At 60.8% G+C, this 21,230-nt stretch carries 15 protein-coding genes and 2 tRNA genes; 7 read left to right on the top strand and 10 right to left on the bottom strand.

What is annotated here, in order from left to right; all coding sequences use genetic code 11:
- Positions 1-162 precede the first annotated feature (162 nt).
- Both ppnN and xni read left to right on the top strand, forming a co-directional pair.
- Positions 163-1,527, top strand: coding sequence for a nucleotide 5'-monophosphate nucleosidase PpnN (gene ppnN / locus QMZ29_RS04575; protein WP_019455737.1), 1,365 nt, complete (start codon positions 163-165; stop codon positions 1,525-1,527).
- 54 nt (positions 1,528-1,581) lie between these two features.
- Entirely contained in the window at positions 1,582-2,340 is a 759-nt protein-coding gene (gene xni, locus QMZ29_RS04570) for a flap endonuclease Xni (RefSeq protein WP_197836011.1), read from the top strand.
- Between the two features lie 39 nt (positions 2,341-2,379).
- Here the strand turns inward: xni and rlmM are convergent, their stop codons facing one another.
- From rlmM to QMZ29_RS04550, 4 genes are all read right to left on the bottom strand, one after another.
- Entirely contained in the window at positions 2,380-3,483 is a 1,104-nt protein-coding gene (gene rlmM, locus QMZ29_RS04565; protein WP_019455735.1) for a 23S rRNA (cytidine(2498)-2'-O)-methyltransferase RlmM, read from the bottom strand.
- Positions 3,476-3,871, bottom strand: coding sequence for a DUF423 domain-containing protein (locus tag QMZ29_RS04560; protein WP_004931896.1), 396 nt, complete (start codon positions 3,869-3,871; stop codon positions 3,476-3,478). The genes rlmM and QMZ29_RS04560 overlap by 8 nt, the downstream gene beginning before the upstream one ends.
- Positions 3,872-3,922: 51 nt before the next feature.
- Positions 3,923-4,840 carry a transcriptional regulator GcvA gene (locus QMZ29_RS04555; protein ID WP_025304049.1) on the bottom strand — a complete coding sequence of 306 codons (918 nt, stop codon included), beginning with the start codon at positions 4,838-4,840 and terminating at the stop codon, positions 3,923-3,925.
- A 385-nt stretch (positions 4,841-5,225) separates the two neighbouring features.
- Positions 5,226-5,450 (bottom strand): YgdI/YgdR family lipoprotein, encoded by a 225-nt coding sequence (locus QMZ29_RS04550; protein ID WP_025304050.1) that lies wholly within the window; start codon positions 5,448-5,450, stop codon positions 5,226-5,228.
- 196 nt (positions 5,451-5,646) lie between these two features.
- Between QMZ29_RS04550 and csdA the strand changes: the two genes are divergently transcribed.
- Positions 5,647-6,852 (top strand): cysteine desulfurase CsdA, encoded by a 1,206-nt coding sequence (csdA, locus tag QMZ29_RS04545; protein WP_141998858.1) that lies wholly within the window; start codon positions 5,647-5,649, stop codon positions 6,850-6,852.
- A gap of 19 nt (positions 6,853-6,871) precedes the next feature.
- A complete protein-coding gene (gene csdE / locus QMZ29_RS04540) occupies positions 6,872-7,306 on the top strand; it encodes a cysteine desulfurase sulfur acceptor subunit CsdE (RefSeq protein ID WP_049206161.1) in 435 nt (144 codons plus the stop codon).
- On the opposite strand, the gene tcdA is transcribed toward csdE, so the two are convergent.
- Together tcdA and mltA are read right to left on the bottom strand one after the other, a co-directional pair.
- A complete protein-coding gene (tcdA, locus tag QMZ29_RS04535; protein WP_025304053.1) occupies positions 7,297-8,103 on the bottom strand; it encodes a tRNA cyclic N6-threonylcarbamoyladenosine(37) synthase TcdA in 807 nt (268 codons plus the stop codon). The genes csdE and tcdA overlap by 10 nt on opposite strands.
- An 84-nt stretch (positions 8,104-8,187) precedes the next feature.
- Positions 8,188-9,324 (bottom strand): murein transglycosylase A, encoded by a 1,137-nt coding sequence (gene mltA / locus QMZ29_RS04530; protein WP_025304054.1) that lies wholly within the window; start codon positions 9,322-9,324, stop codon positions 8,188-8,190.
- Between the two features lie 216 nt (positions 9,325-9,540).
- Between mltA and QMZ29_RS04525 the strand changes: the two genes are divergently transcribed.
- Positions 9,541-9,617 (top strand) — tRNA-Met (locus QMZ29_RS04525).
- Positions 9,618-9,682: 65 nt separating this feature from the next.
- Positions 9,683-9,759 (top strand) — tRNA-Met (locus tag QMZ29_RS04520).
- A 90-nt stretch (positions 9,760-9,849) separates the two neighbouring features.
- Here QMZ29_RS04520 and amiC read toward each other — a convergent pair.
- Positions 9,850-11,103, bottom strand: coding sequence for an N-acetylmuramoyl-L-alanine amidase AmiC (gene amiC, locus QMZ29_RS04515; protein WP_004931882.1), 1,254 nt, complete (start codon positions 11,101-11,103; stop codon positions 9,850-9,852).
- A 241-nt stretch (positions 11,104-11,344) separates the two neighbouring features.
- On the opposite strand from amiC, the gene argA reads away from it, so the two are divergent.
- The gene (gene argA, locus QMZ29_RS04510; protein WP_025304056.1) at positions 11,345-12,670 is read left to right on the top strand and encodes an amino-acid N-acetyltransferase; all 1,326 of its coding nucleotides are present in this window, start codon (positions 11,345-11,347) and stop codon (positions 12,668-12,670) included.
- Between the two features lie 38 nt (positions 12,671-12,708).
- Here argA and recD read toward each other — a convergent pair whose 3' ends face one another.
- From recD to ptrA, 3 genes are read right to left on the bottom strand one after another with little or no spacing between them, the layout of a single operon-like run.
- On the bottom strand, positions 12,709-14,559 hold the full coding sequence (gene recD / locus QMZ29_RS04505; RefSeq protein ID WP_261426991.1) for an exodeoxyribonuclease V subunit alpha: 1,851 nt from the start codon (positions 14,557-14,559) through the stop codon (positions 12,709-12,711).
- Positions 14,556-18,116: an exodeoxyribonuclease V subunit beta gene (gene recB / locus QMZ29_RS04500; protein WP_261426983.1), complete on the bottom strand. Its 3,561-nt coding sequence runs from the start codon at positions 18,114-18,116 to the stop codon at positions 14,556-14,558. The genes recD and recB overlap by 4 nt, the downstream gene beginning before the upstream one ends.
- On the bottom strand, positions 18,113-21,001 hold the full coding sequence (gene ptrA, locus QMZ29_RS04495; RefSeq protein WP_197781452.1) for a pitrilysin: 2,889 nt from the start codon (positions 20,999-21,001) through the stop codon (positions 18,113-18,115). Before ptrA ends, recB begins: the two co-directional genes overlap by 4 nt.
- Positions 21,002-21,230 lie beyond the last annotated feature (229 nt).

Genomic DNA, 21,230 nt, shown 5'->3' with positions numbered 1-21,230 from the left:
CGAGCGGTTTGTGTTGGTAAAAGCGCAGGGACGGCGGTAAGGTTAAAACGAGGCTGCAGCCGGGCAGAACGCCCGTTGCACCGCAGTACACCAACCATAACGAGATGCTGTTTTGCTGCGTATGGATTACTACCGCCCCGCACCGGGTGCAAAGGAGTTACCTTGATTACACACATCAGCCCGCTTGGCTCTATGGATTTATTGTCGCAGCTGGAAGTAGACATGCTGAAACGCACTGCCAGCAGCGACCTGTACCGCCTGTTCCGCAACTGTTCGCTGGCCGTGTTGAACTCCGGCAGCCAAACCGACAACAGCAAACAGCTGCTGTCGCGCTATGAAACCTTCGATATCAACGTGCTGCGCCGCGAGCGTGGCGTGAAACTGGAGCTGGTCAACCCGCCGGAAGAGGCGTTCGTCGACGGCCGCATCATCCGTTCATTGCAGGCCAACCTGTTCGCCGTGTTGCGCGACATCCTGTTCGTGCACGGCCAAATCGCCAGCGCCGGCCGTTTCCAGCATCTGAACCTGGAAAACTCGGCCCACATCACCAACCTGGTGTTCTCGATCCTGCGCAATGCACGCACGCTGCATCTGGATGAAGATCCCAACATGGTGGTGTGCTGGGGCGGCCACTCAATCAACGAGAACGAATACCTGTACGCGCGCAAGGTCGGCAGCCAGCTGGGCCTGCGCGAGTTGAACATCTGCACCGGCTGCGGGCCGGGCGCCATGGAAGCGCCGATGAAAGGCGCGGCGGTCGGTCACGCGCAGCAGCGTTATCGCAACAGCCGCTTCATCGGCATGACCGAACCGTCGATCATCGCCGCCGAGCCGCCTAACCCGCTGGTGAACGAGCTGGTGATCATGCCGGACATCGAAAAACGCCTGGAAGCCTTCGTGCGCATCGCGCACGGCATCATCATCTTCCCTGGCGGCGTCGGCACCGCCGAAGAGCTGCTGTACCTGCTGGGTATCCTGATGAACCCGGAGAACAGCGAACAGGTGCTGCCGCTGATCCTGACTGGGCCGAAAGAGAGCGCCGACTACTTCCGCGTGCTGGACGAGTTCATCATGAACACGCTGGGCGACGCGGCGCGCCGTCACTACACCATTATCATCGACGATCCGGCGGAAGTGGCGCGGCAGATGAAGAAAGCCATGCCGCTGGTGAAGGAAAACCGCCGCAACACCGGCGACGCCTACAGCTTTAACTGGTCGATCCGCATCGCGCCGGATCTGCAGCTGCCGTTCGAGCCGACCCACGAGAACATGGCGAACCTCAATCTGTATCCGAACCAGCCGCCGGAGCAATTGGCCGCCGCGCTGCGCCGCGCGTTCTCCGGCATCGTGGCCGGCAACGTGAAGGAAAACGGCATCCACGCCATTGAACAGTTCGGCCCGTACAAGCTGCACGGCGAACCGCAGATGATGAAGCAGATGGACAGCCTGCTGCAGGGCTTTGTCGCCCAGCACCGCATGAAGCTGCCGGGCAGCGCCTATGTGCCCTGCTACGAAATCGTCGCCTGATCCTCAATCCTGGGCGGCGTAACGGCCGCCCTGTTTTTTCTGACCTTGCCGCCCATGATGATACACCTACTGATTGTCGACGCCCTGAACCTCATCCGCCGCATTCACGCCGTACAGGGCTCTCCTTGCGTCAACGCCTGCCGCCACGCGCTGCAGCAGCTGATCCAGCACAGCCGCCCGACCCACGCGGTAGCGGTATTCGACGAGGACGATCGCAGCGATAGCTGGCGTCACCAAATTCTGCCGGACTACAAGGCCGGGCGTTCGCCGATGCCGGAAAACCTGCAGCAGGAGATGCCGCAGTTGCGTGAGGCCTTCGCCGAGCTGGGCGTCGCCAGCTGGCATTCGCCCGGCAACGAAGCGGACGATCTGGCGGCCACGCTGGCGGCGAAGGTCGCCGGCGGCGGCCACCAGGTGACCATCGTCTCCACCGACAAAGGCTATTGCCAGCTGCTGGCGCCGAACGTACAGATCCGCGATTACTTCCAGAAACGCTGGTTGGATATGCCTTTCGTGCAGCAGGAATTCGGCGTGCAGCCGCAGCAACTGCCGGACTACTGGGGGTTAGCGGGGATCGGCAGCAGCAAGATCCCCGGCGTGGCCGGCATCGGGCCGAAAACCGCCGTGCTGCTGTTGCAGCAGTCGGGCAGTCTGGACGGGATCTATCAGCACCTGGAGCAGGTGCCGGAGAAATGGCGCGGCAAGCTGGAGCAGCACCGCGAGCTGGCCTACGTCAGCAAACACGTCGCCACGCTGCGCACCGATCTGTCGCTGGACGGCAACCTGCAGCAGCTGCGACTGCCGATACAATAAGGGCGCTGCAAGCAGCGCCCTTCATCAGGTTTAACGCGATTAATCGCGCTCGTCGCGGCGACCCGGCACCGCCGACCACATGCGGCGCACGTGTACGGTGATCTCTTCGCGGTCGTGATACAGCTGTTTGGCGTGCACTTCGACGCTGATGCCGGCAGCGCCCAGCGCTTCGCGGATGCTCATCAGGTTTTGCGACACTTCCTCATAGCGCTTTTTCATCGGCAGCTTGAGGTTAAAGATCGCTTCGCGGCACCAACCTTTCACCAGCCACTGAATCATCAGGCTGGTCACTTTCGCCGGTTTCTCCACCATGTCGCACACCAGCCAGTAGATTTTGCTGCTGTTCGGCTCGAACTTGAAGCCGTCGGCGCGGTGGTGCGTCACCTGGCCGGTTTCCATCAGGCTCGGCGCCATCGGGCCGTTATCCACCGAATGCACCATCATGCTGCGTTTCACCAGCTGATAGGTCCAGCCGCCCGGGCAGGCGCCCAGATCGACCGCGTGCATGCCGCTGGCCAGGCGTTCGTCCCACTCGTCGGCGGGGATGAACACGTGGAACGCTTCTTCCAGCTTCAGCGTCGAACGGCTCGGCGCATCGGCTGGGAAGCGCAGACGCGGAATGCCCATGTAGAACGGCGAGTTGTTGTTGCTGTAGGAGTAACCGACGTAGCAGCAGCCCGGCGCGATGAAGAACACGTGCACCACCGGGCGAGTCGGGTTCTCGCGCGCCATCAGCACCTTCTGCTCGCGCATCGCGGCGCGCAGCGGCACCGTCAATTTGCGGCAGAATTTCATCAGCTCTTTGCTTTCGTTGGTGTCCGGCACTTCCACCCGCAGCTCGCCGCCGCGATCAACCACGCCGATCAGCATGCCAACGATCGGCGATACCCGATCCTCCGGTGGCAGATCGCGCAGCAGCTCACCCACCACGATCATCTGGCGGGCGAAAATCAGTTCGCGGAACGGAATCTCCCGCGCCAGGCGATCGGCATCGTCCGGCTGATAGCATTCGAACAGCACGTAACCGCTGTGCTCTTTTACCCGTGCAAAGCCGTAAATCTCCAACTGGGCGGCTTTGTCGGTGATCTCTGCCGCACACTCTTTTTCAAAGCCGGGGCGGCAGTACAACGCAATCTTATTCATGGCGCTCGGCCTTTTTCCTCAGACGCAAAGCGCCAATCAACATCAATATCCAGCCGATCAGGAAGCACACGCCGCCAACCGGCGTGATATATACCCAGACCTTCAGGTGCGACAGCGCCAGGCAATAGAGGCTGCCGCTGAACAACACGGTGCCGAACGCCAACAGCGCTCCGCTCCAGTAAAACCACAGGCTCACGCGGCGCTGCATCGCGACCGCCAGCGCCAGGATGGCCAGGGTGTGGAACCCCTGATACTCCAGCCCGGTACGGATCCAGGCCATTTCATTGGCGCCGAGCGTACCGCTTAACACATGCGCGCCGAATGCGCCCAGCGCGACAAACACAAAGCCGCTGATAGCGGCGAAAACCAGCATGGAACGGCTGCTCATCGTGATCTATCCCATTAAAAATCACCGGCCGCGGCAAGGCGGCGGCCGGCCTTATTGTTCGTAGCGGAAGCGGAACTTCTCTTGTTCGCTGGCGGCACGCGCCAGGATCCACTGCCGGAAGGCGGCTATTTTACCCAGTTCTGCCTGGCTGTCATGACATACCAGATAAAAAGCGTTTTTACTGACCAGCACATCGTTGAACGGGCACACCAGGCGACCGGCTTCAATCTCGGTTTGCGCCATCACGTTGTTCACCAGCGCCACGCCCTGACCGTGCACCGCCGCCTGCACCACCATGGCGCTGTGGCTGAAGATCGGCCCCTGCTGCACGTTGATGTGCTGCAACCCCAGCTGGCGCGTATAGGCCAGCCAGTCGCGGCGTGAAACGTCATGCAGCAACGTATGATAAGCCAGATCCTCTGCGGTTTTCAGCGGATGATCGCCGGTCAGCAGGCTCGGCGAACACACCGGCAGCAAATATTCCGCATACAGGCGCTCGGCGCGCAGTCCCGGCCAGTTGCCGCGGCCGTAGAAAATCGCCACGTCGACGTCGTCCGCCAGCTTGTCCTCTTCGCGGTCCACCGCCTGGATGCGCACGTCGATGCCCGGATAAGCTGAGTTAAAGCCGGACAGCCGTGGCACCAGCCACTGAATGGCGAAGCTCGGCGGCAGACTGACGGTCAATGCCCCCTTGGCGCTACGCGCCTGCAGCTTGCGCGTCGCCTCGTTGATCGAAGAGAAAATCTCCTTGATATCGAGGTAGTAACTTTGGCCCTCTTCGGTCAGCAGCAGCGAGCGATTGCGCCGGCGAAACAGCTTCAGTCCGAGAAAGTCCTCCAGCGACTTGATCTGGTGGCTCACCGCGGCCTGGGTCACGAACAACTCTTCCGCCGCCTTGGTGAAACTCAGGTGGCGAGCGGCCGCATCGAACACGCGCAGCGCATTGAGGGGAGGTAAGCGTTTAGACATTAAATTAGCTACTTTTGTGTAACATTAATCCGAATGATTCGGCGCCGAAAATCGGGCGGCTTTGTGTGGCAAGCCATCGGTAAACGCTAACGGCGTATTGCCATTAGTTTTTTTAATCCGAGCCATTATAATTTGTCCGTTGAGGATGCGCCAGCAAATACCTATAGTGGCGGCACTTCCCGGGCCGGAACGAAAAGGGAGTGGGTGTCGAGGACGCCGATGAACTTTTGGCTTGTGGTTGTGATGTTGTGTTTGCAAATTGTCCGGCGATTCCGGACATGGTAGCTAGGCTACTGTTTTTTCACTTCCTGTACATTTACCCTGTCTGTCCATAGTGATTTTATGCAGCACCGCAAAACTTGCGGTGCTTTTTTTTGCCTGACGGTTACTGGTTGCTTTCAACCATCTCTTTCACATCGGCGCGGTTGATCTGCTGCTCGACGCCGTTAGCGTCTTTATAGCTGATCATGCCGGTATCGTTGTCCACTTTTGGCTTGCCGTCAGCGACAATGGTGCGTCCGTCATTGGTATGCATCACGTAGTTGCTGGAACAGGCGGCCAGGGTGAACGTAAGCATCAGGGCAGAGAGAACTGCGGCTGTTTTCTTCATTGAGGACTCCTTTTTAGTTTTAAATGCTGATAAATACCTTTTATGTGTATAGATGCGATTAATAAGCGCACATTTAATAGCATAACAAACTTTTCCAATTTTGCCAGGCGATAAGTCCTAATAGGCAGGATCGCTTGTCTCCGGCGGCAAAATAGGACAGGATCACCCATCGACTCAAGCCAGTGACAATCAGGGTATGACGCCTTTTAACCCCAGCCTTTTTCGCCAACAGTTTCCCGCGCTCGCGCAGGATGGTATCTATCTGGACAGCGCCGCCACCGCGTTGAAACCGCAGGCGGTCATCGACGCCACGCAGCAATTTTATCGCGATGACGCCGCCACCGTGCACCGCAGCCAGCATCGGGCGGCGCAGGATCTGACTGCCCGCTTCGAGCAGGCACGCGGCCAGGTGGCGAAATTGATCAATGCGCCGTCGGCCGACGACATCGTCTGGACGCGCGGCACCACCGAGGCGATCAACCTGGTGGCGCAGAGCTACCTGCGCCCGCGTCTGCTGCCGGGCGATGAAATCCTGGTGAGCGAAGCGGAACACCACGCTAACCTGATCCCCTGGCTGATGGTGGCGGAACAAACCGGCGCGCGGGTGGTGAAACTGCCCATCGGCGCCGATCGGTTGCCGGATTTGACGCAGCTGCCCGCCCTGCTCAACGACAAAACCCGCCTGTTGGCGTTGGGGCAAATGTCCAACGTCACCGGCGGCTGCCCGGATCTGGCACCGGCAATCGCCATGGCGCATGCCGCCGGCGCGCACGTGATGATTGACGGCGCTCAGGGCGTGGTTCACGGCCCGGCCGACGTACAGCGGCTCGATATCGATTTCTACGCCTTCTCCGGCCACAAGCTGTATGGCCCGACCGGCATCGGCGCGCTGTACGGCAAAGCCGAGCTGCTGGCGCAGATGGCCCCCTGGCAAGGCGGCGGCAAGATGCTGACCCAGGCGTCGTTCGACGGTTTTACCCCACAAAAGCCGCCGCACTGTTTCGAAGCCGGCACGCCAAACATCGCCGGCGTGCTGGGGTTGGCCGCCGCACTCACCTGGCTCAGCGAACAGGACATGGCGGCGGCGGAGCGCTACAGCCGCGAGCTGGCGGATCAGGCCGAACAGCGGTTGGCGCAGCTGCCGGGCTTCCGCAGCTTCCGCAGCTCCGGCTCCAGCCTGCTGGCGTTCGATGTCGCCGGCATACACCACAGCGACATCGTCACGCTGCTGGCGGAGCAAGGCATTGCGCTGCGCGCCGGCCAGCACTGCGCGCAGCCGCTGATGGCGGCATTAGGCGTCAGCGGCACGCTGCGCGCGTCGTTCGCCCCCTACAATACACAACAGGATGTCGATACGCTGGTCAGCGCGTTGACTCACGCCCTCGATCTGCTGGCCGACTGACGTGATTTCCGGAGACACTATGCTCGCCCCCCATCCTTTTGGCCGAGAGATCACCGCCGAAGCCTTGATCGCTACCTTCAGCGCGCTGAAACAGTGGGAAGACCGCTACCGCCAGCTGATCATGCTCGCAAAACGGCTACCGCCGCTGCCGGAGGCCTTGCGCAGTGAAGAAATGGCGTTGAGCGGGTGTGAAAACCGTGTCTGGTTAGGGCACCAATTGCTGGAAGACGGCACGCTGCACTTCTATGGCGACAGCGAGGGCCGCATCGTGCGCGGCTTGCTGGCGGTGCTGCTGACCGAAGTGGAAGGAAAAACGCCGCAGCAGATCGCCGCATTGGATCCGCTGGCGCTGTTCGACCGTCTGGCATTGCGCGCGCAGCTGAGCGCCACCCGCGCCAGCGGCCTGGCGGCCTTGGGCTCCGCCGTCAAGGCGATCGCCGCCCGTTACGCCTGACGCGCCGCCTTCGCCACCATCTTTTTCAGCGCGTGCGATACGGCGACGAAACCGAAGGTGGCGGTAACCATGGTCGCCGCACCGAACCCCGCGCTGCAATCCATTCTTTTTGGCCCTTCCGCCGTGCTGCGCGAAGCGCACACCGAACCGTCCGGCTGCGGGTAAACCAGCGGTTCGCTGGAGAAGACGCAGTCGATGCCCAGCTTACCCTTACCGTTTTTCACCACGTTGAAATCGTGCTTCAACCGCTCGCGCAGCTTGGCGGCCAGCGGATCCTGGATGGTTTTGGCCAGATCGGCCACTTCGATTTTGGTCGGATCGACCTGACCGCCGGCGCCGCCGGTGGTCACCACCGGGATCTTGAAGCGGCGGCAGTATGACAGCAACGCCGCCTTCGGCCGCACGCTGTCGATCGCGTCGATGACGTAGCTGAAGTTATGGTCCAGCAGCTCGGCGACGTTGTCCGGGGTGATGAAATCGTCGATGCAGGTCACCCGGCATTCCGGGTTGATCGCCAGGATACGCTCCGCCATCACCTCGGTTTTCGATTGCCCGACATGCTGGCGCAACGCGTGGATCTGGCGGTTGGTATTGGTAACGCAGACATCATCCATGTCGATCAGGGTGATGGCGCCGATGCCGGTGCGCGCCAGCGCCTCAGCCGCCCAGGAACCCACGCCGCCGATACCGATCACGCAGACGTGCGCCTGCGCGAACACCGCCAGCGCCTGCTGGCCGTACAATCGCGCCGTGCCGCCGAAACGCTGCAGATAGGCTTCCGAATAAGCTGTGCTCATAACGCTTTAATTACCTTCGTAATGCAAATGATAAGGGCCGGAAAATCCGGCCCTTGCGGGTCAATCTTTTCACGTCGTATGCGTTTACCGAGTGGCCAGCAACGAACCGCCGCCGTTTGACTGATTGGCGCTGAACAACTGACCGCCACCGTTGTTCTTCAGCACCCAGACGCGGCCATAGTGGTTGTAGTATCCCGCCGAGTGGCCGGCATCCGGCCCGATGCCCTGATACATGTCAAAATGCTGGCCCTTGATGGCCCCGCCCACGTCGAGTGCGACCATCAGACGCATCTCGTATTTTCCCGTGAATTTACCCTTGTTGTCCAGCAGCGGCACTTCGGCCAGCAACGTAGTGCCCGCCGGGATCAGCGAACGGTCGGAGGCCACCGAGGCTTTGGCGATCAGCGGCACCGCACTGGCGCCCTTCACCGGCGCAAAAGCTTCCGGACGGAAAAACACGAACGACGGGTTCTGCTCCAGCAGCTCACGCACCTCTGCGGCGCTGTGGGTATCCGCCCACTGACGGATCGCCTGCATCGACATGTCCGCCTTGGCCACTTCACCGCGATCGATCAGCACCTTGCCGATGCTGCGATAGGCGTGGCCGTTCTTGCCGCCGTAGCCGAAGAACACCAGCGGCTGGCCGTTGCCGTAGTCGACATAGCCACTGCCCTGGACTTCCATCATGAAGTTGTCCATCAGCGAGTTGGTGTAAGCGATGATATAGCGATCGTCAAGCGCGCCGGAATAGATGCCCGCGCGATCCGGCAAGCGGCCTCTGCCCTTCGGCGGCATGCGGTACAGCGGATAGCGGAACTCGCCCTGTTGGGTATAGCGCGCCTGCACCACCGGCGTATAGTAGCCGGTAAACTGCACGTTGCCGTAATTGTCGACACCTTCCATCTGGTAAGCGCTGAGGCCGTACTGGCTCAGCATGCGCGTGTCGGCGCCGGACGCCATCCAGCTTTGCACCGCCTGATAGGTGCTGTTGTTGCGGTTAAACAGCGAAGGTGACGCGTACTTGATCTCCATCAGCTGATCCGAATAATCCTTGGCGTTGACCGGTGAACCTTTGGCGTTGGGCTGATTGACCAGCTCCAGCGATTGATCCAGACGGCCGTCTTTATATTGCTGACCCCGATCGGTCGGCTTGGACGAACAGCCCGCCAACACCGCCACCAACAACCCGCCCAGCAGGTATTTGCCCCAACGTCCTTTCATCGCGCACACTCTCAAACTGATATGATCTACCGGCTGAACGATAACAAACGCTCATTGATAAAGGAATCGCTGCAAATAAAAAAAGCCGCACGGAGGATGGTGATGAAAAAGAAGGCAAATTGCGGGCAAATCCAGCAGAAAAACGGGTTTAGGCCAATAAAATGCAAAAAGGGTTTGCAACAAAACGCACGGAGAGTATAGTGCGCATCCATCGGACGCGGGGTGGAGCAGCCTGGTAGCTCGTCGGGCTCATAACCCGAAGGTCGTCGGTTCAAATCCGGCCCCCGCAACCAACCGAATGTCGTACCAGCGGCATAACATGAACGGTGGTTTCGTAGTAATACAGCATCAAGACGGACGCGGGGTGGAGCAGCCTGGTAGCTCGTCGGGCTCATAACCCGAAGGTCGTCGGTTCAAATCCGGCCTCCGCAACCAACTCTTGATGACAACAGATAAGCACCCTTCCGGGTGTTTTTTTGTATCTGCAATCCGCAAAAATAGCCGGACTCGCGCCCGGCCCTGCTTTTATCGGCTCGCCAGCGCGCCGCCGTTGGCGAAATAAGCCTTGATCCCCGCCAGAATCGACTCCGCCACCTGCTGCTGGAAATGGCTGGTGCGCAGCTTGCGCTCCTCTTCGATGTTGCTGATAAATGCCGTCTCTACCAGGATCGACGGGATATCCGGCGCCTTCAACACCGCAAAACCGGCCTGATCGACGCGATTCTTGTGCAACCGGTTGATTTTCCCCATCCGATTCAATACTTCCTTGCCGAACTTCAGGCTGTCGTTGATGGTCGCGGTCTGGATCAGATCGAACATGGTATGGTCGAGATAGCGGTCGCCGCTCTTGCTGACGCCGCCGATTTGGTCCGACGCGTTCTGCGTCTGCGCCAGGAACTTGGCCGCCGAGCTGGTGGCGCCCTTGGTGGACAACGCGAACACCGATGAACCGCGCGCGGCGCGGCTGGTAAAGGCGTCAGCGTGAATCGAAACGAACAGATCGGCGCGCTGCTTGCGCGCCTTGGCGACACGCACCTTGAGCGGGATAAACACATCTTCGTTGCGCGTCATGAACACTTTCATGTTCGGCTCGCGCTTGATCATGGCGCTCAGCTTGCGGGCAATCTGCAGCACGATATCTTTCTCGCGCGTCTTGTACTTGCCGATAGCGCCGGGATCTTCGCCGCCGTGGCCAGGATCCAGCATGATGACGATCGGCCGATCGCGCCCCGCCTTGCCGGCCTGCGGCGCTTCCGGCGGCAGCGTGCGCTCCAGATCGCCCTTGTTGTAATCTTCCAGTAACGCCAGTAGCGGATCATACTCCTCACCGCCGCTGCCGCCCTTGGTCGGGTAGAGATCCATCACCAAACGGTTGCGATACTCCGGTACCGGCGCCAGCGTGAAAATATGCGGGCTGACGCTCTGCTTGAGCTCAAGCACCAGCCGCACGGTATTCTGATCAAACTGGCCGACGCGCGCCTGCTTGAGATACGGATCGTCGGCGCGCACCTGCCCGGCAATACCTTTCAGCACGCTGTTGAGGTGGACGCCTTCGATATCCACCACCACGCGATCGGGATTGGTCAGGGCAAACTGCTTGTATTTCAGCTCGACGTTGGATTCCAGCGTGACGCGGGTATAAGTGGAGGATGGCCAGACGCGCACGGCAATCACGTGCGACGACGCGGCGAAGCCCGTGCGACTAACACTCAGCAACCAGCTGGCGGCAACGCCCTGTAATAAACGACGGCGGCCCAGATTGTGATTAGCGTTTGGCATGCGGCTCCGGCAGTAATAGCTGTTTACAACAGGTTAAAAAAACACCAATAAAATGGGGGTGCCGAAAAACTTTAACCAATCATGCCAGCCCTGTCATCAGAAAATCTTTTTATGGTTTTTCAATTTATTAACGATTTAGCGCCCTTAGCTCGCTCTTCATGACGATTTCCCACTTGCCATTAGCGCCATAAAAGAATAAAAATACAAAAATATCGTATAAATATTCACAAGAGGTTTGCCCGTGAAGGAACGTAGTACAGAGCTGGTGCAAGGATTCCGTCACTCAGTCCCTTATATCAATGCCCACCGTGGCAAGACGTTTGTCATCATGCTCGGCGGGGAAGCCATCGAACACGAGAATTTCTCCAACATCGTCAACGATATCGGGCTGTTGCATAGTCTGGGCATCCGCCTGGTAGTGGTTTACGGCGCACGGCCGCAGATCGACGCCAACCTGGCGCAGCATAACTCTGAGCCGATCTACCACAAGCACACGCGCGTAACCGACGCCCATACGCTCGAACTGGTCAAGCAGGCCGCCGGTTTGTTGCAGCTGGACATCACCGCCCGCCTGTCGATGAGCCTCAACAACACGCCGCTGCAGGGCGCGCACATTAACGTGGTCAGCGGCAATTTCATCATCGCTCAGCCGCTGGGTATCGATGACGGCATCGACTATTGCCACAGCGGCCGCATTCGCCGCATCGATGAAGAAGCGATCCATCGCCAACTCGACAGCAACGCCATCGTGCTGATCGGTCCGGTCGCGGTCTCAGTCACCGGCGAGAGTTTCAACCTGACTTCGGAAGAAGTGGCCACCCAGTTGGCGATCAAACTGAAAGCGGAAAAAATGATCGGTTTCTGCTCCTCACAGGGCGTGACCGATGCAGAAGGCAATATCCTTTCCGAACTGTTCCCCAACGACGCGCAAAAGCGCCTTGAAGAACTGGAGGAAGGCGGCGATTACCATTCCGGCACCGTGCGCTTCCTGCGCGGCGCAGTGAAAGGCTGCCGCAGCGGCGTGCGCCGCAGCCACTTGATCAGCTATCAGGAGGATGGCGCGCTGGTGCAAGAGCTGTTCTCGCGCGACGGCATCGGCACCCAAATCGTGATGGAAAGCGCCGAGCAGGTGCGCCGGGCGACGATCAACGACATCGGCGGCATCCTGGAACTGATCCGGCCGCTCGAACAACAGGGTATTCTGGTGCGCCGTTCACGTGAACAGCTGGAGATGGAGATCGACAAGTTCACCATTATCGAACGCGACAACCTGACCATCGCCTGTGCGGCGCTGTACCCGTTCCTGGAGGAAAAAATCGGTGAGATGGCCTGTGTCGCGGTACATCCCGATTACCGCAGTTCTTCGCGCGGCGAGATGCTGCTGCAGCGGGTAGAAAACCAGGCGCGCCAGATGGGGCTGAAGAAGCTGTTCGTGCTGACCACCCGTAGCATCCACTGGTTCCAGGAACGTGGCTTTACCCCGGCGGAGGTCGACGTGCTGCCGATGCAGAAACAGGCGTTGTACAACTACCAGCGCCGCTCCAAAATTCTGCTGGCGGATCTGTAATCACAGTGGGCGCGGCCGTTGCCGCGCCCGTTCATCGCTTATTCCGTTGCCTGCAACCGTTCAGCCAATCCGCTGCGGCGCTGGGTCGGCGTGCGAATAGCCCGCAGCAGTACCGTCTCCGTAGCGTACAGTGAGAGCTGCTTACGCGCACGAGTGATCGCGGTATAGACCAGCTCACGCGTCAGCACCGGCAGGAAATGGTTCGGCAACACCAGAACCGTATGGTCAAACTCCGATCCCTGTGATTTGTGCACCGTCATGGCATAAGCGGTTTCATGCGCCGGCAAACGGCTTGGCTGTACCGACTTGATGCTGCCGTCGGGCAGTTGGAAATGCACGCGCAGATCGCCGTGCTCATCCGGCAATGTAATGCCGATATCCCCATTGAACAGCCCCAGTGCGCTGTCGTTGCGGCCGATCATCACCGGCCGCCCCCGGTACCAGCGGCCGAGCACGCCCGGTTTGCGGTCGATCAGGCCCGCACGCTGCAGCCCGAGCTCAATGCGCTCGTTCAGGCCGGCGACGCCGAACGGCCCTTCACGCAGCGCACACAGCACCTGGAAACGGCTAAAGGCGGCCAGCACCGCCGCCGCGTCCGCCCCTTCGGCGGTCAGCCGCAGATAGTCGCGGTAGCCCGCCACGCAGGCATCCAACAGCGCCTGATACTCTTCGCTCGTCGCCAGCGCATAGCCCGCGACATCGCCGAAACTGCCGTTTAGTGCCGCCAGTGCGCGATCCCCCGCGCCGGCGTTGACCGCCAACGCCAGCTGGCCGATGCCGGAACGTGCATCGAAGCGATAGCTCTTGCGCAGCAGACACAGGCTATCGCGCACCGCCGCTTCCGCGTCGGCCTGCCGCCCTTCGATCGAACAGCCGGTCAGGCGGCTCAGCTCTGCGGCACGCGCATCGCTGTATCCCTGCTCGGCAAAACGGCAAATATCCCCCAGCACCGCGCCGGCCTCTACCGAAGCCAGCTGATCGCGGTCGCCAAGGAAAATCACCCGCGCCCGATCGGGCAGCGCGGCAATCAGGCGCGCCATCATCGGCAGATCGACCATCGAAGCCTCATCCACCACCAGCACATCCAAATGCAGCCGGTTGCCACGGTGATAGCGCATGCGCTGACTGTTCGGTTGCGCTCCCAACAGACGGTGCAACGTCGCCGCCTCCGTCGGGAACAACGCCTGCTGCGCCGGGGTCAATGCCAGTTGACGGCTGGCGCTGCCAAGCGACTCCGTCAGGCGCGCCGCTGCCTTGCCGGTCGGCGCCGCCAGCTGGATGCGCAAGCGTTCGCCTTCATCCAGCTGCACCAGCGCCGCCAACAGCTTGGCGACGGTGGTGGTTTTACCGGTACCCGGTCCGCCGGAAATCACCGCGATACGCCGCGTAGCCGCCACCGCGGCGGCGATCTTCTGCCAGTCGGGTTCGTCACTCGCCGTGCCGAACAAGCGGTCGAGAATGGCGCGCAACGCCTCCTCCGGCACCGCCAGCGATTCACCTTCGCCGCCGATAAACGCCGCTACTTCACCTTCGTTTTGCCACATGCGCTGCAGGTATAAACGCGGCCCGTGCAGTACCAGCGGCGTTGCGCCGCTGCCATCCCCGACCGCCGCACTGGCCGCCAAACGCTGCTGCCAACGCGCGCTATCCGGTCGCCCGACGGCCTCCCACAGCGCCAACGCCAGCGCCGGTTGGCGCCCTTCAAACAGCGTGTCCGCCTGCAGCTGCTCCAGCATCAGGCAGACATGACCTGCCCCCGCCTCTGCGCTCAGGCAGGCGGCGGCCAGCAAAATATCAGGCTCGTCTTCGTTCGCCACCACGCGGGCGAACTGCACGTCCAGCGGGCGCAGCGCGCCAAGCGCCACCGCCTGCTCCAGCAGTGCGATCATGATCCTTCCTCCGCCGCCGCAGCCTCGCCGCTGAACAAGCGATCCATCCCCTCCACCAACTCAAACTCGGGGAGACAGGTGAAAATGCCATTGCCCGGGTGCGCCGCATCCACGCCGCGCAGGAACAGATAAATCACCCCGCCAAAATGGCGTCGGTAATCATAATCCGGCAACCGATGGCGCAGATAACGATGCAACGCCAGCGTGTACAGCTGGTATTGCAGATCGTAACGATGCTCCGCCATCGCCTGCTCCATCGCCGGCCGGGTATAGGCGCTGCTGTCCTCTCCTAGCCAGTTGGACTTGTAGTCCAGCAGGTAGTATTTGCCCTGCCAGCAGAACACCAGGTCGATAAAGCCTTTCAGCATGCCCTGCACCTGGTGAAAATCCAGCGCCGGACAGCGGGCGGAAAGCGGATCGTAACGCTTCACCAGGGAATCGAGCTCCTTCGCCTGCAACAGCCGATTAATCGGTAAATAGAACTGCAGCTCTGCCTGCTTATGCTGCGGCGTCAGCGCCGCCAGCGTCACGCCGCTGTCGTCGAGCGACGTATTGAGCAGCACCTGCATCCACGCCAGCAGAATCGGTTGCCAGTGTTCGGCGAACCCTTGCTGCTGTAGCTGTTCCAGCAGCCACTGTTCGTCGAGCGGCTGGGTGAAGTCCAGCGTTTCAAACAGGCTGTGCAGGAAGGTGCCGGGCGTTGCGCCGCGCGGGAAGGTATGCGGTGTAAGCGCTGGCTCACTTTCTTCCCCGCGCTCACCGGCCGCGTCGACATCCAGACGCGGCAGCAGATCCTGCATCAGGCTCGCGCCGTGCTGTTGCAAACCGGTATAGCTGGTCACCCGCCAAAAATCCTGGATCCGCCGGGTAAAGCTTTTCGCCTCCAACGCCTCGGTTAGCGAAGCCTGGGGGTGCCAGGGTTCTTCATCCGGCGGTTCAACCAGCGACAGCGCGATACCGCCGCCCGCTAATTGCTGCAGCCGCTCCTGCAGATACACGGCGTCACCGGCTTGCCCGCCCTGCACCAGATAACCCAATGCGCTGCGGTGCAGATCGGTATCGCCCTGTTTCTTGCGCGTGCCCTGGAACAACGGTGCGATGCCGATGCTGCAGTGGTACACCGAGCGGGTCAGCGCCACATACAGCAGACGCAGGTCTTCCGCTAATCGCTCCTCCTCCGCCCAGGCCTGGCTCTCTTCATTGGCGTCGAGATCCAGCAACGCCTGGAAACTGTGGCGATCGTGATACAGCGCCTGTTGCTGCTGGCGGAAGTTGCCGACGAACGGCAGCCACACCAGATCGAACTCCAACCCCTTAGACTTGTGAATCGTGATCACCTGCACCAGATGCCGGTCGCTCTCCAGCCGCAGCTGCTGATTATCGGACTGACGATTAGGCTGGGCGATCTGCTGCGCCAGCCAGCGCACCAGCGCATGCTCGCTGTCGAGCTGCGCCGCCGCCTCTTGCAACAGCTCCCCCAGATGCAGCACGTCGGTCAAGCGACGCTCGCCGCCGGCGCTGGCCAGCAGGTTCTCCGCCAGCTGGCGCGCTTTCATCACCTCGCTCAGCATCGGCAACACGCCGCGGCGCAGCCAGAGCGTGCGGTAACTGTCGAATTCATTAACCAGCGAGTCCCAGGCGCGCTCATCGCGGCTCAGGCCGTCCAACGTCGGCGCGTCCAGCCCCATCAGCCCGGTGGCCATGGCGCTGCGCAGCGTGCGCTCTTGCTCCGGCGCCAACACCGCCTGCAACAACCACAGCAGGTCTTTGGCCTCCGGGGTGTCGAACACGCTATCGCGGTTGGACAGATACACCGACGGAATAGAAAGCGCACTCAGCGCATCGCGCACCAACGCCGCCTCATTGCGGCTGCGCACCAGCACCGTGATATCGGAGGCTTGTACCGGCCTTGGCATCTTGCCGCCCTGCAGCCACGCCTGCCCCTGCTGCCCGGCGCTGAGCCAGTCGCGAATTTGCGTGGCGCACAGGCGCGCCATCAGCTGTTGGTAATCACTTACACCGGCGCCTTCCCCCTGCTGCAGCCAGAACTGCATCGCCGGTTGCGGCTTGCCGTGCAGGTCAAACGCCAGCCCTTGGTTCTTTTCCGCCGCGCTGACCTCGATAAAGGGGATTTGGCCGAACAGGAAAGGCTTTTCTACCTGAGAAAACAGGTGATTAACGCTGGCGACCATCGACGGCGACGAGCGCCAGTTGGTCTCCAGCGTATAGTGGGCGCTCACCTCTGAGCGCGCCCGCATGTAGGTAAAGATGTCGGCACCGCGAAAGGCGTAAATCGCCTGCTTGGGATCGCCGATCAGCAGCAGGCCGCAATCGGGCCGGCCGACGTAAAGTTTTTGGAAAATGCGGTATTGCTGCGGATCGGTATCCTGGAATTCATCGATCATCGCCACCGGGTAACGCTGGCGGATCGCCTGTGCCAGCTGTTCGCCACCACCGCTTTGCAAGGCGCCGTCCAGCCGGCTGAGCAGGTCGTCAAACCCCAGCTCGGCGCGCTGGCGCTTTTCTTGCTGAATGGAAGTGCGGATCTCGCTGAGCGCGCGCGCCATGATCAGGTCGCGCAGCGTCAAGGGTTCATCAAACAGCTCGTCGATCGCCGTGAACAGCGCATGCCGCGGCGGCTCGCCTTTCTTGGTCTTCTCCAGCAGCACCGACTGGCGAAATTTATCCAGTTCCTTCGGCAGCTGGTAGTCCTGAGTCTCCTGCCCGCTCCATTCGCCGACCTTGTTCAGCCAGTTCGGCAGGTGTTTGCTGCTGTAGCTGCGCTTATCGACACCGGACTGGGCGATTAACGCCTCCAGATCGCCCGCCGCCGCCCGCCATTGCGCCTTGATGGCGTCGATGCGCGCGACGATCTGCTCGTGGCGCATCAGGACGGTTTCTTCGTCCTTCGGCGGCCGACGCAGCGCCGGCGCTTCACCGTGCAGATAACCGGAAAGGTCGGCCAGCAACGCTTCCGGGCCGCTCCACTCCTGGCTGACCGCACGCGCCACGCCCAGTGGCAACGGATAGCAGTGGCGACGCCAGAAATCGGCGCAGGCCTGCCGCCGCAGCGGCAGTTCATCCTGCACCAGCGTTTGTTCAAACAGCATGCCGGACTCAAAGGCGTTGTGCGTCAACATTCGTTGGCAAAAGCCGTGGATGGTGTAGATCGCCGCTTCGTCCATCTGCCGCTCCGCCGCCAGCAGCTGCGATGCGGCGTCGGTCAAATCGTCAATTTCAGCCATCAATTCGATAAATAGCAGATTTTTGCATTCTGCGTCTTTACCGCGTACGCAGGCGATACGCAGCCCGTGAATATTGTCGCGGATACGCCCGCGCAGCTCCTCGGTGGCGGCCTCGGTAAAGGTCACCACCAGGATTTCTTCGACCGTCAGCGGGCGGGGAAACGCTGCTTCACCGCCCAACCCCAGCAGCAAACGCAAATACAGCGCGCCGATGGTAAAGGTTTTACCGGTGCCCGCCGACGCCTCGATCAGGCGTTCGCCGAACAGCGGTAACGTCAGCGGCTCCAGCCTCTGCGGGGCAACTTCCGTCATGGCGTCGCCACTTTGCGCGGCAGGATCTGCTGCAATGCAGACGCGTTCGGATAGGTAACCCAATCCTTAGGCGCCGCGTAATCCGCCTTGTCTTGCCCGCTGCCGCTCACCTGCGACAGCACCGCCAGCCCCTGCGGTTGGATCACCGCTTGGTGGAAATAATCCGCCAGCTTGGCCGGCGTCAGCTGTTGCACCTGCGCAATCAGCTTCTGACGGGTATCGAAGGCGAAATTGCCGCGATCGAAATCGTTGGCGAACCGGCTGGCTTCTTCGCTCAGGGTTTGCGGCCGCTGCTTCAGCTCATTGATGAGCGCCTGTTTGTACTGCTCAAAATCGGCCTCGCTCATGTCGCGCAAGCGCTTCTCGGTTTTCGGGTAGAAATCCTGATAGCGCTGGTACAGGTAGGCCGGCTGCTTGCTGTTGCTCTGCAGCAGGAAGCCCACGCCCCACTGGCGCCCCACCGACATCGGGAAGGCGAAGACCGCATACCCCAATTGCTCCTGAGTGCGCAGCTGGCTGTAGAACCACGGCTGAATGATCTGCCCCAGCAGCGAGCTGTAGGCCATGCCGGTCACTTCGTCGTAGCCGGTCGGCACATAGACCGCCGCCAGCGCCGAGTCGGTGCTGCTGCCCACCTGTTGCAGGTTGGCCAGCTGATTCTTGTCCACCACCACGTCTTCGCCGTGCCACCATTCGATGCCGGTACAGCCCAGACGATGTTTCAGCGTCGACGCCAACGTGTCGACCTGCTGCTTGCTCATGTTGCCCACCACCAACAGCTCCGGCGTGGCCTCCGCCAACAGGCTGTCGCGATAAGCCAGCACGTCTTTCAGCGTCAGCGTCTTCAGCACTTCACGGCGCTCACTGCGTTCGGAATACGGCACGCGGGAAACCATCTGCACCGGCTGAATGGCCAGTTCAAACGCTTTGCCCTTCTCGGCGGCGTCCAACTGCTCCAGGTACCAGGATTTGGCCTGCGCCAGCTGATCTTCCGTCGGCGTGAAGCTGGAATAGCCCTCGATCAGCGCCGTCAACAACTGCGGCAAACGCTGGGTAAAGCCGTTGGCGTTAAACATCAGGCCGTTGTTCGGCGACGTCGAGAAACTCAACCCGCCGACCGACGCCTGATAGCTCAGTTGATCCAGCGCGAGGCCGGCCAGATAATCCGTCAGCGAGAACAGCACCTGGTTGCGCGCGGAATCCATGGTCTTGGCGTTGCGGAAAGCGACGGTGACGTCGGCCTTCGGCTCGTCGGCGAAGTAACGGCTCGGCATGTACAGCACGCGCAGGCCGGGTTTATCCACCACCATTTCCGGCTTTTTGAACTCGTGCGACGGTTTGGTCAGGGTGAAGTCATCCGGAATGTACGGATTGAGCGCCGGCAACGACAGGGCAATGCCGCTGCCCAGCTGCTGCCACTGCGTAAAGCGCTGCGGCGTGATTTTGTCGACCTGGTAAGGCGCGTTGACGAAATAGGCCGTCTTGTTGTGCGGCTCATCGGGGCTGACGAACCAGATGCGCGCATTTTGCGGCGTCATGGCGTCCAGGCGTTCGGCAATCGCCTTAGGATCATAGCGATCGGCCAGGTAAGGCGCATCCAGCGCATGCTCAACCGGCACGCGCAGCATGGTGTCCACCAGCCATTCGATGTAGTCCATATCGCGCGTGATCGACGGATAACGGAAGTCCAGGTTCAGAACATGCGAGATTTCGTCGAAGTAGCTCTGCTTAATACCTTCGCTGCGCAGCATTTTCAGATAGTTGAAAATGGCGGCGACGACCTCGTCGCGTTTGGCCAGACCTTTGTCGGTCAGTGAAACGCTGATGGCGAAGACGCCGCCGTTGCGATCGACCATCGGATCCGCGCCGGCATTGATGGCGTCCGCCAGCCCTTGTTTCTGCAACCAGTCAGACAGGGTGTTTTTGCTGCGGTTGCCGATCAGGTAGCTGATGTAGGTATCGGTTTTGCTGCGAAACGCGGCGCTGTTGTTATCGATGCGGAACTCGACCTTCAGCTGCTTGCGCGGCTGTGCCGGCACATAGTGAATGATGATGCCCTGCTGTTCCGGCGTCACGGCCGGCACGGTGATCGGCGGCACGCTGGCGTCGTGATTCGGCACGCGGCCAAAGGTTTTCGCCGCAATATCAGCCAGCTGCGGCAGCGGCTGATTACCGTACAAAACGCCCATCATCAGGTTGGCGGAGTAGTAGCGTTTATAGAAGCCGGTCAGTTCATCATGCAACTTGCTGTCCGGCTTGTCTTTCAGCGTATCGAGATTACCGCCAGAGAAGCGCGCGCTCGGGTGCGCCGGGTTAAGGGTTTCCGCGCCGACCTGCGCCATGCGCATGCCGTCGCGCGAACGCGCCATCGTCAATTCGGCGTTCACCGCGTTGCGCTCACGATCGGCATTGCCCGGATCCAGCAGCGGCTCGGCAATGGCGTCGGCCATGCGATCGACCGCCGGCTCCAGCGCGTCATTTTCCACTTCCAGATAGAAGGCAGTGCGATAAGAGGCCGTGCTGGCGTTGTGGCTGCCGCCGTGCTTTTTCAGGAATTCGGAGAGGTTCTCCGGCTCTGGGTAACGTTTGGAGCCCATGAGCACCATATGCTCCAGATAGTGCGCCAAGCCCAGTTGGCTGTTCGGATCTTCGAGCGACCCGACCGGCAATGCCAGTGCCGCCAGCGATTTCGGTGCCTGGGCATCGGACACCAGCAACACCGTCATGCCGTTAGCCAACTTGATCGCCTCATACTGACGCGGATCGTGTTCGCTCTTGTTGATCTTCTCCGCCAGCGGTTGCCATCCTTGCGCGGCCCAACTCAACGGTGCCCAACACATAGCCAATAATACCAGCCCGGCGATACGGGCCAACTGTCTGCGCATATCCAAAATAAACCCCTATTCTGACGTCGCTACGCCCACTCCCTGACGTTGGCGACGTGCATCAAAACCACATAACCAAATCGGTACTCGCCGGGTTCTTCGCCAATGTGCGGCCCGAAACACGGCGGGTATATGCCTGTACGTTATGTAAGACCGGGAATTACCCCAATGGTTGAATATAACCTTTGTTATTTTTACCACCTCCCGCCGCACAGCACCACCGGGGGAT

It is taken from the genome of Serratia sp. PF-27 (genome assembly GCF_030053255.1).
Taxonomy (GTDB): Bacteria; Pseudomonadota; Gammaproteobacteria; order Enterobacterales; family Enterobacteriaceae; genus Serratia; species Serratia bockelmannii.
Note: the sequence above shows the minus strand (reverse complement) of the source record. Positions and strands in the feature narration are given on the sequence as shown.

Coding starts and splice junctions, on each gene's coding strand:
- ptrA (WP_197781452.1), bottom strand. CDS start 21,001: ATGCGCAGACAGTTGGCCCGTATCGCCGGGCTGGTATTATTGGCTATG.
- amiC (WP_004931882.1), bottom strand. CDS start 11,103: ATGCCAAACGCTAATCACAATCTGGGCCGCCGTCGTTTATTACAGGGC.
- QMZ29_RS04555 (WP_025304049.1), bottom strand. CDS start 4,840: ATGTCTAAACGCTTACCTCCCCTCAATGCGCTGCGCGTGTTCGATGCG.
- tcdA (WP_025304053.1), bottom strand. CDS start 8,103: ATGAGCACAGCTTATTCGGAAGCCTATCTGCAGCGTTTCGGCGGCACG.
- recB (WP_261426983.1), bottom strand. CDS start 18,116: ATGACGGAAGTTGCCCCGCAGAGGCTGGAGCCGCTGACGTTACCGCTG.
- xni (WP_197836011.1), top strand. CDS start 1,582: ATGATGATACACCTACTGATTGTCGACGCCCTGAACCTCATCCGCCGC.
- recD (WP_261426991.1), bottom strand. CDS start 14,559: ATGATCGCACTGCTGGAGCAGGCGGTGGCGCTTGGCGCGCTGCGCCCG.
- rlmM (WP_019455735.1), bottom strand. CDS start 3,483: ATGAATAAGATTGCGTTGTACTGCCGCCCCGGCTTTGAAAAAGAGTGT.
- mltA (WP_025304054.1), bottom strand. CDS start 9,324: ATGAAAGGACGTTGGGGCAAATACCTGCTGGGCGGGTTGTTGGTGGCG.
- QMZ29_RS04550 (WP_025304050.1), bottom strand. CDS start 5,450: ATGAAGAAAACAGCCGCAGTTCTCTCTGCCCTGATGCTTACGTTCACC.
- csdE (WP_049206161.1), top strand. CDS start 6,872: ATGCTCGCCCCCCATCCTTTTGGCCGAGAGATCACCGCCGAAGCCTTG.
- QMZ29_RS04560 (WP_004931896.1), bottom strand. CDS start 3,871: ATGAGCAGCCGTTCCATGCTGGTTTTCGCCGCTATCAGCGGCTTTGTG.
- csdA (WP_141998858.1), top strand. CDS start 5,647: ATGACGCCTTTTAACCCCAGCCTTTTTCGCCAACAGTTTCCCGCGCTC.